Here is a 15,967-nt window from a genome sequence, read left to right as displayed (position 1 = left end):
TTTCTCTGGCAATCGGTTTTTCAAAAACACGCCCTTGAATTGCAAAAATATATATAAAAAATGATATACATCCATTAAAAAAAACAGAAAGCGGGTAGTTAATTACAAGCAGATTTTGTCTTTCAAAAAAAAACTGAACGACAATAGGAAGAACTGCCATAATAAAGAGAATGTAAAAAAAAGTTAAAAAGAAGAAAGTTTTTTTAGACATAAAAAATAAGACGCGGTGTTTAATCCGCGCCTAAAAATTGTTAAAGAGTGTTATTTAGTATTTTGAATCAGCAAAGCCAATCCATCCTTCTTTTTCGATGAGGGCTTTTTCAAATCCTTCAAGTTTGAATGGATAGCTTTTTGAAAGAGAACCTGCAATAAGTTTAACTTTCCAGGTTCCGTCTTCCTTCTGTTCAATTTTACATTCACAGTCTTTTGTTCCGAATGTTCTGAACATGTCATCAATGTCTTTTTTTGGCATATCAAGAGCAAGAAGACCGCAGTTGTACATGTTCTGTCGGAAAATTCGGGCAAAATTCGGTGCAATTACGGTGTAAATTCCGTTAACTTCCAAAGCCCACGGAGCGTGTTCCCGGCTTGAACCGCATCCAAAATTCTCGCGTGTTATTATGACCTTTTTGTTCGGGACATCGCGTTTTGCATCGAATCCGTCAAGCTTAAGGTCTTCGAGCAGGTATGGCTTTAAGGCCTGCTTTGAGATTTCTGTCAGGTATTTTGCAGGAATGATTTCGTCAGTATTTATGTCTGAGCGATCCAAGAAGAGTACATCTCCACCAAAAGCTTTCATTTTTAGCTCCTTTAATTATATTTAGGCTTTTTAGCCTTTGTAAAGTTCTGAATTTGTGATTGTGCCTGTAATGGCTGTTGCTGCGGCTGAAGCTGGACTCATAAGATGAACCATTCCGCCTTTGCCCATTCGGCCGTTGAAGTTTCGGTTTGTAGTTGAGGCACAAACTTCTCCTTCTGCAAGAACGCCATTACTCATTCCAAGACATGCACCGCAGGTCGGGTTTGTTACACAGAATCCTGCATCGAGGAAAATATCAATGATTCCTTCTGCAACTGCCATTTTATAAATCTTAGGTGTTGCCGGACTTACGATTCCTCGAACACCGTCAGCAAGTTTATGGCCTTTAAGAACCTTTGCCGCAATTCTGAGGTCAGAAATTCGACCGTTTGTGCAAGAACCGATATAAACCTGATCAACCTTTGTGCCTGTCATCTCAGAGATTTTTTTAATCTGATCTGGTTTGTAGTTGATTGTACATACAGGCTCCAAATCTGATAAATCTTCTGTGATGACTTTTTCATATTCTGCATCCTCATCATCACGCCATTTGCTGTAATCAGCGATTGCATCTTCTTTTGATTTGTATTCGTCTTTAATGAAATCCCAAAGATAATCAACAGTTTTTGCGTCTGGGAAACAAATTCCGCTTGTGCCGCCGGCTTCAATTGCCATGTTGCAGAGGGTCATTCTTTCTTCCATATCCATGTTATCAACAACAGGACCGGTAAATTCGATTACGCAGTTGGTTGCACCGTTAACACCGATTTTTCCAATGAGATGGAGGATAACATCTTTAGCGTAAACACCTTCTTTAAGTTTGCCTGTCAAAATAAATTTGATTGATTTTGGCTCACGGAAAGAACATACCCCCTTTAAAATTCCGACTTCAAGGTCTGTTGTTCCAACACCTGCAGCAAATGCTCCGAATGCACCGTGAGTACAAGTGTGGCTGTCACCCATGATTACAGTGTATCCTGGTCGAACAAAGCCTTTTTCTGGGAAAATTGCATGGCAGACACCATTTGAACCGATGTCAAAGAAGTCCTTAATGTTATTGCGTCTAGCCCAGTCTCGAAGAATTTTTGACTGAGTTGCTGTTTTGCTGTCTTTTGACGGGGTAACATGGTCGATTACAGCTTTGATTTTTGTGGCGTCAAAAACCCTGTCCATTTTGCGTTCAACTAAATCATTGATTGCGACAGGAGTTGTGATTTCATGACAGAATACACGGTCAAGTTTGAGGACATATGTGCCTTCAAACGGTGTGTCAACTAGATGAGACTCAAAGATTTTTTGAGCAATCGTTTTTCCCATTTTTCAATACCTCTATTTTTAATTTACAACATTTATCGGCTTGCCAGCCAAAAATGCTTTTATATTATGAACTTCAATGTCTAAAAGCCTCAAGCGTGTTTCACGAGGTGCCCATGCAAGATGAGGTGTAATAACGCAATTAGGGGCTTTGTATAGAAGACATGATGAACTCATTGGCTCGCTTAAAAGAACATCCGCAGCGTATCCTGCAATTTTTTTTGATTTAAGAGCGTTGTATACCGCAGATTCGTCAATCATTCCGCCCCTTGCGGTGTTAATCAAATATGCAGAAGGCTTCATGAGAGAAAGCGTTTTTTCGTTGACTAGATTTTGAGTTTCCGATGTGAGCGGAGCATGAAGTGAAATAAAATCTGACTTAGAAAAAAGTTCTTCGGCTGAGACATGTGATATTTTTGACAATTTTGATGGTGTTACATCAAGTGATTTTATGGCTTTTTCAAAAGAATCTTTTGAATGTGCGGTAACCATTACATTCATACCGAAAGAAAGTGCGATTTCAGCAACTTTTTGTCCTATGTGACCGAATCCAAAAATACCAAGTGTTTTGCCGGAAAGTTCTGAAAGGGGAGAAAGCCAATAACAAAAATCAGGATTTGAAATCCATTTACCTTCATGAACAGAAGTAGAGTGCAGTGCTACTTGATTTGTAAAATGCAGAATAAAAGAAAAGACATGCTGTGCAACGGCTTCAGTGCTGTATGACGGGATATTTGTTACAATAATACCACATTCACGACAAGCTTTTACATCAATAACATTAAAACCTGTTGCAAGAACTCCAATATAACGGAGCTTAGGGCATTGCTCAATAATTTCTCTGGTGATATTAATTTTATTGAGAAGGATAATCTCACTATCAGCTATTCGCTCGACAACAAATTCTTGAGGAGAACGGTCATATACTGTAAATTCATCTGCAAGGGCTTTGATTCCATCCCAAGATACATCTCCAGGATTAAGTCCGTGCCCGTCAAGAACTGTTATCTTCATATCTGCTTGACCTGTCGCAGCTTGTTTAGCCTAAAACTGCAATTCCTGTGGAAGCAATAGCTGCATTGATGGCATCTTCGATACCTCCAACGCTTTCATCAAAATCCACAAGAACTTGAGATTTGTCAGGATTTGCATTGCATCCTGTTACTCCAGCTACAGCTTTAACGGCAGCATCTACTTTTGATGCTACATCTGGATCAAACATACCGTCAACATAAATTTTTTTCTGCATTCACGACATCTCCATTTGATGTGATAATTTATTATATGCGGTATATAGGAAAAATTCAACAATTATTTTTCCCATGTGTGAATGTTATTCGGAAAGTTTTTTGCCGTTCCCTTGAGTTTCAGCAAGGGTTTTTCCAAGCTGACCGCAGGCACCACCAATTTCCCGTCCTCGCCTGGTTCTTAAGGTTACATTGATTCCAGCCTTCTCAAGATGGTAGACAAAATTTTTACATTCTTTTGCAGATGGTTCGCTGAATTCCAGCCCCTCTACAGGATTCCATGGAATAAGATTGACATGAACATCAAGGCCTCGCGCAAAATTTATCATATTTGTTGCACTTTCGATACTGGTGTTTGTGTTATGCAGTAGGGCTGCTTCAAGAGTCACTCTTTTTCCTGTTTTTGTTGCAAAATAGTCAATTGCCTTACGAAGTTCCGGTAACGGATTTGTGCGACAAATCGGCATAAGCTTTTCACGGAGCGCATTGTCAGCTGTAGTAAGGGAAACAGCCAGTCTGATGGCAGGGCCATTATCGGCAAGGTCATAAATACCTTTAATGACACCTGATGTTGAAAGTGTAATTCTTCTACCAGAAAGCGAACGACCATCTTTACTTGTAAGAACGGCTATTGCCTTGCGTACATTTTCAAGATTCATCATTGGTTCGCCCATACCCATAAAGACTATATTGTCCAAAGTTCCGGCATGTTTTTCAAGATAAAGGAACTGCTCGACAATTTCACCGGCAGTAAGGTTTCTTGCTAGGCCCAAGTGCCCTGTCTGGCAGAAAGCACAGTTCATTGCGCAACCAACCTGACATGAAACGCAGGCAGTTTTTCTTTCTTCACGATCGGTAAGAAGAACTGTTTCAACCGCAAGCCCGTCAGAGAGGGTAATCTGCAATTTCATTGTTCCGTCAGAATCTTTCAAAACCTTTGAAACGCTTGTTGAGCGAAGAAGGGCTTTTTCTTTAAGTTCATTTCTCAATTCAAGACTGAGATTCGACATTTCATCAAATGATTCTGCGCCTTTTCCAATCCATTGAAAAATCTGTTTACCCCTGAAGGCTTGTTTTAATCCAAGAGATTCTGTAATTTCTGAGGGCAGAAGACCTGCCAGAGCAATCTTTTCGATTTTTTCGTCCATAAAAAATGCTGCTTAAATTGCTTCCCGTTCAAGTCGGGAAATCATATCAGAAATCGCTGGTGAGCGAACTCCGTAATGAGAAACATTCTTGAGTGTTTCGAGGGCTTTTGCCTTCTGATTCATTTTTACGAAACAATCAGCCAAATCAATGTAGAATCTGAAATTTCGCGGGTCACCTTTTATCAGTCCCTGAAGCCGTTCTGCAGCTTCTTCATAGCGGCCTTCACCTTTACAGATAAGAGCAAGTCCAAGCGCAGCATAAACATCAAATTCAATGTCCATGGCCTTATTATAGTATTCTGCCGCAGTTCTATAATCACCTGTGTTTCGATATGCGTCTCCTGCACGGGTCAAGATTACCTTGTTTTCTGGATCCAGTTCAAGAATTCTGTTCCAATATTCGATTGAACGGAACTGCTGGTTCATGCCTCGGTAGCAGTCTGCCATGCCAAAAAGTGCATAGAAATTGTTTGGTTCGCGCTGCAATGCTCGTTCAAAGTAAATGATTCCTTTGTCAAAAGTCTTGAGCTTTCTGTGGCAATTGCCGATTGATGTCAGAACGCGGATATCAACAAGACTTTCGTTTTTTTCGAGCATTTTGGTCCAATAGTAAAGTGCATCACGGTATTCTTTGAAATCGTAGTGAAGATGTCCCAAACCGATAAGTGCGTAAGAGTTGTTTTCTTCCATGTCTAAAACTGAAAGATAAAGTTCCTTGGATTTCTTAAAATCCCGGATTTTTCTATAGGCATCGGCTACACGGGTAAGGACGGTTATGTTCCTGTCATCATGAAGCAGATACTGTTCCCAGATGTTGATTGCTTTGTGGTATTGATTCATCGCCTTGTAACAGTCAGCAAGACCAAAAAGGGCATAATTGTTTCCAGGATGATAATCAAGACACTTTGAATAATGTGCTTCTGCCTCACGGAAGTGATTCTGCTTTCTTTCACAGTCTCCAAGACCTACGAGCGCATAATTATTGTTTTCTTCAAGGGCAAGAATTTTTTGAAAAGCTTCTTTTGCTTCTGCGATGTTATTTTCTTTTAAGAGCAGGTATCCCTGTTTTGATAAATTTGAAATTTCTTCTGAAGTGCTGTCTTCAGGAACATACTCTGCCATAGTTTCAGGAATTTCAAATTCCTTGAACATTTCATCACTCATAAAAATATCTCCACTTTTTTTAAATTTTTAATTTTTATTTTAGCAGTATAGAAATAATACTTGCAATTTTTTCGTAAACAGCTTCTGACTTTGCCTTATTATTAGCTAAAAGATAATATTTCAGCGCTGTCAGACTTTGATTTTGCTTCATGTAAAGGTCTCCGATTCGGGCTAAGCCGTCAGAATAACCGGTCGTGACAAAAATTCGACATGCAGCATCATATTTTCCTTCATTGAACAGAACATTTCCCTTGCGATTTAGAACAGCTTTTTGTTCAGAAGAAAGCCCCTGAACAGGTTTATCAGTTACTTTGATGAATCCTTCAGGAATGCTATGAGCAGATAAAGTACTTTTTATTTTATTTTCATCCAACTTTTTTCACTACCTAGTATTTTTTTACATATAAATAAATATTATCACACTTTCTTTAAATGTCAACTATTTTAAAACAATTATCAGACTTCGGCTTTTTCATCAAGTCCATAAAAATTTACGATTGAACGGCCATAAATCCGCTTGTCTTTTAAAACAAGTTTACCAATTGTTTCCGGAAGAGCGTCTTCTTCTGGATAGTGAATCATTACAAAGCCGCCTACTTTTACAAGATTTCTTTTTTCGATAATTTTCAAAAGGTCGAGGCGATATTTATAAGGAAAGGGCGGATCAAGAAAAATGTAGTCAAAACAGTCTTTGCAGCGTTTTAAGAAAAGCTCTACTGCCATAAAGTGACAGCCGATTTTTACACCAAGTTCTTTTTCTGTGATTGAAACATTTTCGAGAACCTGTTTGACTTTGATTTTATCTTTTTCGCAGAGCTGAACGGATTTAGAGCCTCTTGAAGCTGCTTCAATTGCAATTGTTCCGCTGCCTGAAAATAAGTCAAGCCATGATTTTTCACTCAAATCACCAAGAATCGCGAAAACTGATTCTCTCATTCTATCCATTGCCGGTCTGATAATACCATCCGGACATTTTATAACCCGACCTTTCAATTTTCCGCCAGTGATACGCATGTTTTTTTCCTGTTTTTTATGAATTTGGATTTAATGACCAGAAAGCTGTATTGTGCGGAAGCCGCTTGTTTTCTTTTGCATAATCAAAAGCGGTTTTTCCTGTGGCAGCTTCAATCTGATACTTTGATGCTCCATTTTCAAGAAGCCATTCGATTATAGAGGTGTCTTTACAAGTCTGGCATGCGAGCATGAGCGGAGTTTTTCCGTCGTATGGAATGTTTACAGGAACCTGTTTATCCAAAAATGCCTGTAAGACTTCCGGTTTGTTGTAGTTTGAAATGCCGTATGCAAAGGCTTCTCTAGCTTCGTCTGAGTCAGGATTGTATGAATCAAGAAGCAGAGAAAGAACATCACAACTTTCTGAATAGCCTGCACCAAGCATGAGTGCCGTAATTCCGTATTTATTTTTGATTGTGCGGTCGGCACCTTTATATAGAAGAAGTTTTGTGACATCTGCATTTTTCTGGAAGCGGGCTGCATACATGAGGGCAGTCCATCCTTCTTTGTCTTTAGCGTTAATTTCTGCCCCGGAATAGAGCAGGTCTTCGATTTTACTGATGTCGCCTTTTTTTACTGCAAGCATGAGCTTTGTGCGGCCGTTTGCATCGCGCCTGTTTGCGTCAGAAATGAAGTGCCTTTCGGACTGTTCGGCAGCGATAAGCGATGCTGGAATTTCAAGTGCTGAATATTTATCATTTGCGTAGTCATAAAGATATATGCTTTCAGGAATTACGAATGGTGCGTTCATGGCTGTAAAATCAATCAGCGTATTTTTTTCCTGAGATGGAGCCTCTTGAGCAGGCGCCTGAGGTGGTTCAGTGGTGACTTCTGGCATTTCCTCAGAAGGTAAAGATTCTTCTTCGGCGGTGGTTTCTGGTACTTCTGCGGAAACTGTTTCCTGAATGACTTCATCCTGAGGTGCTTCTTTTGGCTCTTCTACTGCAACAGGTTCATCTGCGTAAGCCCTTAGAAGATTCAGGACATCAGTAGAAATCATTTCATTTTTTCTTGCATAATCGAAGCAGTTCAGGCCATTTTTGTCGGTTGAAAGAATTCTCTTTGCCTTTTTTGAATCGGACTTTGCTCCTGTAAAAAGAACACTTTCGATTGCATTGATGTCAGTCTCGTATTGGCAGGCATACATCAATGCTGTGATTCCGTCTGTTGTTTTTGATTCTGGAGAAATTTTTGCCTGTTTTAGAAGCAGGTCAACGACATCATTACCGCGGGCATTTTTGAGTGCTGCCATTAAAAGATTTTCTTTTTCGGAAAAGCGCGTAAAATCTTTGAAGGAGTAGTCGGTTTCAATTGCATGCTGAATGTTTTTTGGAGTATCTGTTTCAACAAGAAGAAAAGCATCTTCAACCCAGGGAAGGGCTGAAAGACTGAAAAGAGAAAACAGAACTGCAAGAAAAGAACCGGCCTTCTTCATAACTTTCATTATAACACAGTTATTCTAAAATTCAAACCAGTTTCCGTCCGTTGTCAGATACCAGTCTGAAAGAACAGAATTCAATGTTGGATTGTACCAGCTGATTGAACCGTCTCGGTTTAATACAACCATTCTGCTTGTATTTCTCACTGTTTTTATCGGCATGGAAGCAGAGCGTTTGTATAGAAAATCTCTTCGGGTTGAAAGATTGTAAGAACGAATCTGGCTTTTTCCCATGTTTGTGTAGAGAATATTGTCGGAAAGATTTGCAAAAGCCTCGCTATCTTCGTCAGTGATTGAAAGAAGATATCTTGAAGATTTCGTCTTAGGCTTATACGCGAAAATCGATGTCGTGAGCTTTTTTGTGCTGGAATTGGTGTAAATTGTAATTCCGTAAATTTCGCCCTGATTTTTTGAAGGTTCGTATGTGAGCGAGTATGCGACATTTCCTTTCATTGAAAGAGGAACTGTCTCCTGTGTTTTTACATTTACATATATGAGCGGGACATTCGGACTAGTGCCGCTTGACTTTGCGACATACAAATCATTTTCGTTGTAAAGAATTGCATCCTGAATGCTCGTTCCCTGATAAAGCTGTCGTTTTTGTGCGCTTGGAATTTCAAAAATATGAACGGCAGAATTTGCCTCGACATCAATGAGAGTTTCGCCATAAAGTTTAAGAACCTGAAGGCTTCCTTCCGGCACGAAAAGCTGAGTCTGTTTTCCGGTCGCAAGTTCAAGTAGTAAGACTGCCTTTTTGGTATCCTTTGACCAGAGAATTATATCTTCTCCATAGGGAATAAGGTTTGTATATCCGGAATTTACGGCCTTTTTGTCGATGTTTGAGCTTTCATAAGATGACTTGAAAATTGAATTAGGTGTTAAAAAGTAAAAATCTTCTCCGATTGTCGCAACATCGTAAATCTTTTCATACATTTTGTCCGTAAGGGCCATCTGAACATCAACCCGTTCTGCCTGGGCATAATCGAACTGATACAAATTTCCGCTGTTTGTGCCTGCATAAATTTGTTCATCGGCAAGTGCCGCACAGACAATTGATTCGCTTGTTTTGAGACCAGAGAAAGTTCTTTGCAACTCAGGGGCGATGACCGCCTTGTTCCTGTCGTTTGCGATTTTGTACAGCTTAAACTGTCTGTTCTCATTTATTATGTAGTATAAGTCTTTTGATTTGTTTGAGCCAATTAGGATTGGATTTGCGGCAGGAAAGGTTCCGATTGTGGTTCCTGTGACAGCCTGAATGATATATATGTTTCCGTCTCGTTCGCCTGCACCAAAAACTCCGTTGTTGAAGAGGCAGAACTGATTTAAGTCATATTCGGCATTGAATTTTGCCTTCTGCTCACCATTCTGAAGATTGTAATAGGTAAGATTTCCTTTTGGAGAATACATGACAGCTGATTTTTCGGTATCAGAAGTCTGGATATAATTGACTACGCCAGTGTTTCCCTTGACTTTGTTTCGGACTATGCTTCCGGTCGTTGAATTAAGGAAAAAAGCACCGCTTACGCTCGCTGTTCCGCAGATGATATATGTGCCTTTTGCTGAATAGGTAAGGCTTGTGAGGGAATCTGTGAATCTGAATGCAAACTTTCGAGTCAGAGTTTTCCAGTTCCAGACGGAAACCCTGTTCAGTGAAGCACCGTCCGTCTCGTAAACGGCAATTTCGTTTTTGTTCGGGCTTCGTGCAATCATTTTGATTGGCAGGTCTGAAATCTGATAGTGTTCGCCCATGCCGTCTTCTGTCCATTTTATCAGAAAACCGTCGTTTCCGGCAGAAAATACAGAGCCGTCACCGTTATCGAGATAGGCAACATTTGTTACCGTTCCTTGATGAGACTGAGTTGAGATATGAGACTGTGAGAAAACAGAAAGTGGAAAACTGAAAACTGAAAGTGTAAAAAGAACAGCAAATTTATTTTTTAACATTTAATAACCCCGCAAAATAATGAAAATCGCCTGTCATTGCAAGCAAAAACAAAAAGGCTATGAAAGCGATTCCTATATATTGTACAATATTTCGCACTTTTGGGGAAACACGCACTCCGAAAATCGCTTCGATAAGAGAGATAAGAACCAGAAATCCGTCAAGGATAGGAACCGGCAGAAGATTCATTATAAAGAGAGACACACTGATTAGGGCCATAAGCTGTAGTACAGAAACGATTCCACTCTTAAAGCCGGCAGAAAAGCCTGTTTTGGCAGTATCTCCCATCATTTTGGTGATTCTGGCTGGTCCTGCAACACTTTCCTTTACATCAACGCCCTTGAAAAGCGAAGCAATTCCCTTAAAAGAAAGATGAATAATTCTGAAAGTTTCTGAAAAACCGTGTGCTATCGCCGGGAAAAAACTGTACCGCTTTGCTTCCCGTGCTTCAACGGTTGCTGGATCGCTCACAACACCGATTTTTCCTTCGCCAGTCTTTTTGTTTAAATCAGTATGAATTGTGAATGAAAGATTTTCGCCATTACGCTCTACGATAACAGAAATATCTTCATCACCATGCACCGCAACTTCGCTGTATAAATCTGAAAAATCAGAGATTTCTTTATTGTTGATTTTTATGATTTTGTCGCCTGTCAGAAGGCCGGCGTCCGCAGCGGCAGAATGGAGTTCCGGGTATATTTCGTTAGCCAGCTGAATTTTATTGCCAGCAGAATAATATGTGTAACCGACAAGAGCAATCACGAAAAAAGAAAAAGATGCGAACAAAAAATTTGCAAAAGGACCAGCAAAACCGATTATGGCGCGGAAAATAGCCTTAACGCCGTAAAAGGAATCCTTTTCAAGTACGATACTCGTGTCAAAACTTTCTTCAAAATCCTTTTCGCCCTTCATTGCACAATAGCCGCCGAAAGGTAAGAGGGAAATGCGCCAGTCAGTTCCATGCCATTCTTTATGAAGAAGGACAGGCCCCATACCGATTGAGAATGCCTCAACTTCAACGCCGGAAAATTTTGCCGCCGCAAAATGACCAAGTTCATGAATAAAAACGAGAATGCCAAGTAAAAGAATACCAATAATGATTGTCATAAAAAACTTTTTGAATGAAAGTTTACAGAATTTGAGCGTTTTTTTCTACTGAAAACAGAAAGTCTTTTAAGTCTGCGGATACAAAAAAACCGCCCCTTTTGGAGCGGCCTGAAGTTTATTTAGATTAGTTGCCAGTTGCAGGGAATTCTGCCTGAACTTTTGCGATGTCTTCTTCTGTTGCCTGAACCCAGTACTGGAAGACTTTGATTGGTCCGACAGTTCCTGCCATTGCAAGAGTCGGTTCTTTTGCAGTGTAGCCCTTGTTTTTCTGTCCTGCAGCAAGATATTTGATTACGCAGCCATACATTTTTCCTGAGCCCGGATCAATGATGTTTCCCTTGCTCCAGTTGCCTTCTGATTCTTTCTGCATGTTGAAAATCCACGGTGTTCCGACGGTCTTCATTTCGTTTACATTTCCTGCGACCGGGAAGTTTTTGTAGCTTTTCTTGCATGCGCTTGCAATTACATCCTGAGGATTGTCTACTACGGCAGCAATTGTACCGAAGAGCATGTTGTTTTCCTCATAGATTTTCCAGATTGCAGTGATTTTACCTGTTTTGTCGTCAATGCTCTTCCAGAGACCAGTAGCTGGGTCGGCAGCAAAAAGGCTTGTGGCCATAACGAACATTGCAGCAAGAACTGCGGTTAACTTTTTCATAATATTTTCCTCCTAAAGAAAACTGATAGTACCACTATCAGTATACAGAAGGACGAAACTTTGTCAAGCAAATTTTGTTAAGGTATGAATGGCTTCGTTGTAATCAAGGCACATTTTATCAATCAGTTTGAGTGCATTGCCTTTTGTTTTGCCACGGAGAAAATCTTCAAGTGCCTGAGCGGAGGATTTGAGCTTTTCCATGCACAGCTGCCGGGCAGCACCTTTTGTAGCGTGAACATAACTTGCGGCCTCTTTGAATTTTTTTTCTGAAATGAGATTTTCAAGCACCGGCCGCTCAAATTTGTTTTCTGTGAGGAAGGAATCAATTAAATACTGAAGCAGTTCTTCGTCTCTGTCCAGCAACTCAAGAGCCGCAGCCCTGTCGAACACTTTTGTCATAAAAATCCTCGCCGTCGCTGTTTGTAATTACGAAGCATGGAAGGTTTTTGACTTCAACAAGCCGCACGGCTTCCATACCCAAATCTTCGTAATCAAGAATTTTCTGACTGACGATATATTCGCTGGCAATTAATGCCGCAATTCCACCCGGTGTTCCAAGGTAAAATGCACCGTATTCTTTGCATGCTTCAGTCCATTGTTTTGAGCGGTTTCCTTTTGCGAGCGTGACTAAAGCGGCACCCCGTGACATAAGGCTTTGCGCATAGACATCCATTCTTCCTGCGGTTGTTGGTCCAAAACTTCCGATTATTTTGCCTTCGGGAGTGCGGGCAGGGCCAGCATAGCAGATTGGGTAACGCTTACAATATTCTGGAAGTGATTTGCCTGAGTCCAGAAGTTTCTGCCATCGGGCATGAGCCGCATCGCGGGCAACGAGAATCTTGCCATTTAAGGTGATTCTGTCACCTGGTTTTGAGCCTTTTAGTGAAGAAAGGACGGCATTCATGTCACCGGTACTTTGAACATTTAGTTCTGACTTTGCGTTCTTTGTGTCTGCAAAAGAAGCTGCCTTGTCAAATCCATCAACTTCGCAAGGATTTTTGACAGTTTTTTCTATATAAAGACCTTCTTTTGTAAGAATTGCTTTTAAATTTCTGTGCGCTGAGCATGAAACTCCAAATGAAATCGGACAGCTTGCACCATGCCGTGGAAGACGGACAACCACTGCATTCAGCGCGAATTGTGTTCCGCCGAACTGTGCCCCGAAACCTGAATTTCGGGCAATCTCCATTGCAAGTTCTTCAAGCTCCTTGTCACGGAATCCGTACTCATTCGCTTCAAATCCCATGTCATCGTAAGCGCCCATTGTGGCGAGCTTGAGCGTAAGAAGGTTCTGTTCCGGGCTTAATCCGCCTGCGACTATTGCAATCGTGTATGGCGGACATGCGCTTGTTCCAAAATGTTCCAGCTGTTCTTTCATGAGGGCAGTAAAACGCTCTTTGTTAAGACTTGCTTTTGTGCCCTGAATGAAGCTCGTTTTGTTTGATGAGCCGCCGCCTTTTGCGCAGAAAATGAAGCTCAAAGAATCCTCCGGCGCTGATTTTACGAAAGGCGGAATCGGGGCGAGGGCACCTTCACTGTCAAAGATTGAAATCTGTGCCGGAAGGTTGTTTTTGGGGTCGAATTCTTCGTAAAAAGATGAGGGAACTGTAGTGGAAAAACGAAGCTTTCTTTCATCGTAGACTTTTTTTACTCCGCTGGTGAGTGCTGAGTGAGCATTTTTTGTGTTGAAATCACCTTTTTTCCAGGCAAAAACATTTGCGATTCCTGTGTCCTGGCAGATTGGAAATAAGCCCTTTGAGGCAACTTCAGCGTTTTTAAGCATACATGCACATACATAGCGGTCATTGTCGCTTGCGTCTGGTGAAAGTGCCGCTTTTATCAGATTTTCAATATGTTCTTTTGTAAATGTGAATGAAAGGCGTGAAAAAGCAGTTTCTGCTGCCTTTGAAAGTGAATTTTCATTTGGGATGAAGTCAAAATTTGAGAGAGAATTTACTGTTTCCTGCATGAAAATATTATATCAAAAATTGAATTGAAATGCGATATTCCCAAAGCACTTAAATTTCTGTAAACTGATGCGCATGAATCTTGAAGCGTTCGTTTTGGGCTGCGGTGGAATGATGCCGCTTCCGTACAGACACCTGACATCAGTTTTGCTCCGCCGCGACGGAGATTTATTTCTTTTTGACTGCGGAGAAGGCACGCAAGTTTCTCTCAAACGCCTCAATCTAAAATGGAAAAAAATTGACGCAATTTTCATTTCTCACACCCATGCTGACCATGTGACAGGCCTCCCTGGAATTCTTATGCTTTCGGCACAGGTAGATCGCACGGAACCGCTTTACATTTACGGACCTCCAAAAATCAGGGAATATGTTGAGACAAGTCGTTCCGTTTTGGATATGTATATCAATTATCCCATTATAATAAAAGAAATTACAGCTCCGTGCGTTGTGCATGAAGGAAAGGATTTTTATATCCGTGCTTTTCCTCTTTCTCATACAAAGACCTGTGTCGGCTACACGCTCGAAGAACTTGATCGCCCCGGTGAATTTAATCCCGAAAAGGCAAAGAAACTTGGGGTGCCGATGGGACCGCTTTGGGGCAAATTGCAGAAAGGTGAAAGCGTAGAATCAGAAAACGGCTCACTCGTAAATCCAGAGGATGTTATGGGCCAGAAGCGCAGCGGACGCAAATTCTCTTTCGTTACCGACACCCAGTATCTTACGAGCATTGCAAGGGAAGTGCAGGGCAGCGACCTTTTGATTTGTGAAGGAATGTTTGCTGATGACTGTGCTGACCAGGCCAAAGAAAAAAAGCACATGACAAGCCGGCAGGCTGCCACAATCGCACGGGACTCAAATTCGAGCCGCATGGCCATGATTCATTATTCTCCGCGTTATACTGACCGTGATTTGGATTTGCTCTTAAAGCAGGCTCAGGAAGTATACCCTAAAGCAGAACTAAGTCGCGATAGAATGATTTTTGATATTCCGTATGTTGATTGATTATAGCTATTACCCCAGATTGTATGCTATAATCAATATATGGAAGAAATTGAAAACAAGAATATTGCCGTTCTGATTGATGCAGATAACACGCCGTGTAAAAAACTTCGTGCAATCCTTCAGGAAATTGCAGTTCACGGTCATATCATTACAAAACGGGCCTATGGCGATTTTTCTCTCAATACACTCAAAAACTGGAAGAACGAACTAAATGACAACGCGATAATCCCTGTACAGCAATTTGCTTACACTCAAGGCAAAAATTCAAGTGACAGTGCGATGATTATCGATGCAATGGATCTTCTTTACACAGACAAATATGATGCTATTGCCCTTGTGACGAGTGATTCAGATTTTACAAAACTTGCCACAAGACTTCGTGAAAGCCAGATTTATGTCTTTGGCGTGGGGCAGAAAAAGACACCTCAGTCTTTTATAAGTGCCTGTGATGATTTTATCTACATTGAAAATCTCAAAGATGAAGAAGAAGAGACTCCTGAAGAAGACGCTGCATTTGCCGAACAAAAGCGAAAGAGCCACAAGTCTGCTGATAAACCCAAAAAATCAATCCTTGGAATCCTGCGTAAAAATGCTAACGGCGAGGTTGCAATGAGTGACCGTCAGTTCCGAAAGATTTTCAAGCTTCTCAATACAGCTTACGATAAATATGCCGATGAAACCGGATGGGCTGATGTGAGTGCGGCTGGTTCATTCTTTAAGCGACAGGATCCGGGCTTTGACACTGTTGATTACGGTTTCCGAAAACTCACGGATTTAATCGAATATTTTGATGATGACTTTGAAATGAAAAGGGAAGCCGGAAACAGCCGTCGTCATGTAACATTCTATTACCGCCCTGTAGAAAAAAACTAAAAAAAAATCGATTTTTTTTTAGTTTTTTTTGTAATTTCTATTGACACAAATTCGTGATTGCTATATATTTATTCTCACATTGCAACATTGCATTCCCCGATTGTGTAATGGTAGCACCTCAGATTCTGGTTCTGATCGTGGGGGTTCGAATCCTCCTTGGGGAATAAAAGCTGACTTCTAATGTCAGCTCTTTTTTTCGAGTGTGTCTGTTCCAAAAGTTCAGTCACTTGATTCTGGCCGCATCGAATATCGGTTTAGTTCGCCGCCCTCTCAAGGCGGAGAGACGGGTTCGACTCC

At 40.9% G+C, this 15,967-nt stretch carries 17 protein-coding genes and 1 tRNA gene; 3 read left to right on the top strand and 15 right to left on the bottom strand.

Going from position 1 to position 15,967, the window contains the following annotated elements; translation table 11 throughout:
• The 15 genes from Q0Q74_RS13035 to Q0Q74_RS12965 form a co-directional block, all read right to left on the bottom strand.
• Window positions 1-211, bottom strand: a 211-nt coding sequence (locus Q0Q74_RS13035; RefSeq protein WP_294431523.1) for a hypothetical protein, incomplete at its 3' end; no start/stop codon positions are given.
• 54 nt (window positions 212-265) lie between these two features.
• Window positions 266-799, bottom strand: a complete 534-nt coding sequence (locus tag Q0Q74_RS13030) for a 3-isopropylmalate dehydratase small subunit (protein WP_294431520.1) — start codon at window positions 797-799, stop codon at window positions 266-268.
• Window positions 800-829: 30 nt separating this feature from the next.
• Complete coding sequence (locus Q0Q74_RS13025) at window positions 830-2,116, bottom strand: 3-isopropylmalate dehydratase large subunit (protein WP_294431518.1); 1,287 nt, start codon at window positions 2,114-2,116, stop codon at window positions 830-832.
• Window positions 2,117-2,134: 18 nt separating this feature from the next.
• Window positions 2,135-3,127, bottom strand: a complete 993-nt coding sequence (locus tag Q0Q74_RS13020) for a D-2-hydroxyacid dehydrogenase (RefSeq protein ID WP_294431517.1) — start codon at window positions 3,125-3,127, stop codon at window positions 2,135-2,137.
• 25 nt (window positions 3,128-3,152) lie between these two features.
• The gene (locus Q0Q74_RS13015; RefSeq protein ID WP_294431515.1) at window positions 3,153-3,362 is read right to left on the bottom strand and encodes a heavy-metal-associated domain-containing protein; all 210 of its coding nucleotides are present in this window, start codon (window positions 3,360-3,362) and stop codon (window positions 3,153-3,155) included.
• Window positions 3,363-3,446: 84 nt separating this feature from the next.
• Window positions 3,447-4,508: a 23S rRNA (adenine(2503)-C(2))-methyltransferase RlmN gene (gene rlmN, locus Q0Q74_RS13010; protein WP_294431514.1), complete on the bottom strand. Its 1,062-nt coding sequence runs from the start codon at window positions 4,506-4,508 to the stop codon at window positions 3,447-3,449.
• A 12-nt stretch (window positions 4,509-4,520) separates the two neighbouring features.
• Window positions 4,521-5,672, bottom strand: coding sequence for a tetratricopeptide repeat protein (locus Q0Q74_RS13005; RefSeq protein ID WP_294431512.1), 1,152 nt, complete (start codon window positions 5,670-5,672; stop codon window positions 4,521-4,523).
• Between the two features lie 34 nt (window positions 5,673-5,706).
• Window positions 5,707-6,045, bottom strand: a complete 339-nt coding sequence (locus Q0Q74_RS13000; protein ID WP_294431511.1) for a hypothetical protein — start codon at window positions 6,043-6,045, stop codon at window positions 5,707-5,709.
• Window positions 6,046-6,128: 83 nt separating this feature from the next.
• On the bottom strand, window positions 6,129-6,686 hold the full coding sequence (gene rsmD, locus Q0Q74_RS12995; protein ID WP_294431509.1) for a 16S rRNA (guanine(966)-N(2))-methyltransferase RsmD: 558 nt from the start codon (window positions 6,684-6,686) through the stop codon (window positions 6,129-6,131).
• Window positions 6,687-6,702: 16 nt separating this feature from the next.
• Window positions 6,703-8,127, bottom strand: a complete 1,425-nt coding sequence (locus tag Q0Q74_RS12990) for an ankyrin repeat domain-containing protein (protein ID WP_294431508.1) — start codon at window positions 8,125-8,127, stop codon at window positions 6,703-6,705.
• Between the two features lie 15 nt (window positions 8,128-8,142).
• The gene (locus Q0Q74_RS12985; RefSeq protein ID WP_294431507.1) at window positions 8,143-10,065 is read right to left on the bottom strand and encodes a hypothetical protein; all 1,923 of its coding nucleotides are present in this window, start codon (window positions 10,063-10,065) and stop codon (window positions 8,143-8,145) included.
• Window positions 10,052-11,170, bottom strand: a complete 1,119-nt coding sequence (locus Q0Q74_RS12980) for a site-2 protease family protein (RefSeq protein WP_294431504.1) — start codon at window positions 11,168-11,170, stop codon at window positions 10,052-10,054. The genes Q0Q74_RS12985 and Q0Q74_RS12980 overlap by 14 nt, the downstream gene beginning before the upstream one ends.
• Before the next feature lie 124 nt (window positions 11,171-11,294).
• Entirely contained in the window at window positions 11,295-11,828 is a 534-nt protein-coding gene (locus tag Q0Q74_RS12975) for a DUF2147 domain-containing protein (protein ID WP_294431501.1), read from the bottom strand.
• A gap of 63 nt (window positions 11,829-11,891) precedes the next feature.
• Window positions 11,892-12,227, bottom strand: a complete 336-nt coding sequence (locus Q0Q74_RS12970) for an Hpt domain-containing protein (RefSeq protein ID WP_294431499.1) — start codon at window positions 12,225-12,227, stop codon at window positions 11,892-11,894.
• Complete coding sequence (locus Q0Q74_RS12965; protein ID WP_294431497.1) at window positions 12,193-13,797, bottom strand: FumA C-terminus/TtdB family hydratase beta subunit; 1,605 nt, start codon at window positions 13,795-13,797, stop codon at window positions 12,193-12,195. The genes Q0Q74_RS12970 and Q0Q74_RS12965 overlap by 35 nt, the downstream gene beginning before the upstream one ends.
• Before the next feature lie 73 nt (window positions 13,798-13,870).
• Here Q0Q74_RS12965 and Q0Q74_RS12960 point away from each other — a divergent pair, with 73 nt between their 5' ends.
• From Q0Q74_RS12960 to Q0Q74_RS12950, 3 genes are all read left to right on the top strand, one after another.
• A complete protein-coding gene (locus Q0Q74_RS12960) occupies window positions 13,871-14,797 on the top strand; it encodes a ribonuclease Z (protein ID WP_294431495.1) in 927 nt (308 codons plus the stop codon).
• A gap of 39 nt (window positions 14,798-14,836) precedes the next feature.
• Window positions 14,837-15,670 (top strand): NYN domain-containing protein, encoded by an 834-nt coding sequence (locus tag Q0Q74_RS12955; protein WP_294431491.1) that lies wholly within the window; start codon window positions 14,837-14,839, stop codon window positions 15,668-15,670.
• 93 nt (window positions 15,671-15,763) lie between these two features.
• A tRNA-Gln gene (locus Q0Q74_RS12950) sits at window positions 15,764-15,834 on the top strand.
• Window positions 15,835-15,967 lie beyond the last annotated feature (133 nt).

This window comes from uncultured Treponema sp. (genome assembly GCF_946187725.1).
Taxonomy (GTDB): domain Bacteria; phylum Spirochaetota; class Spirochaetia; order Treponematales; family Treponemataceae; genus Treponema_D.
Note: the sequence above shows the minus strand (reverse complement) of the source record. Positions and strands in the feature narration are given on the sequence as shown.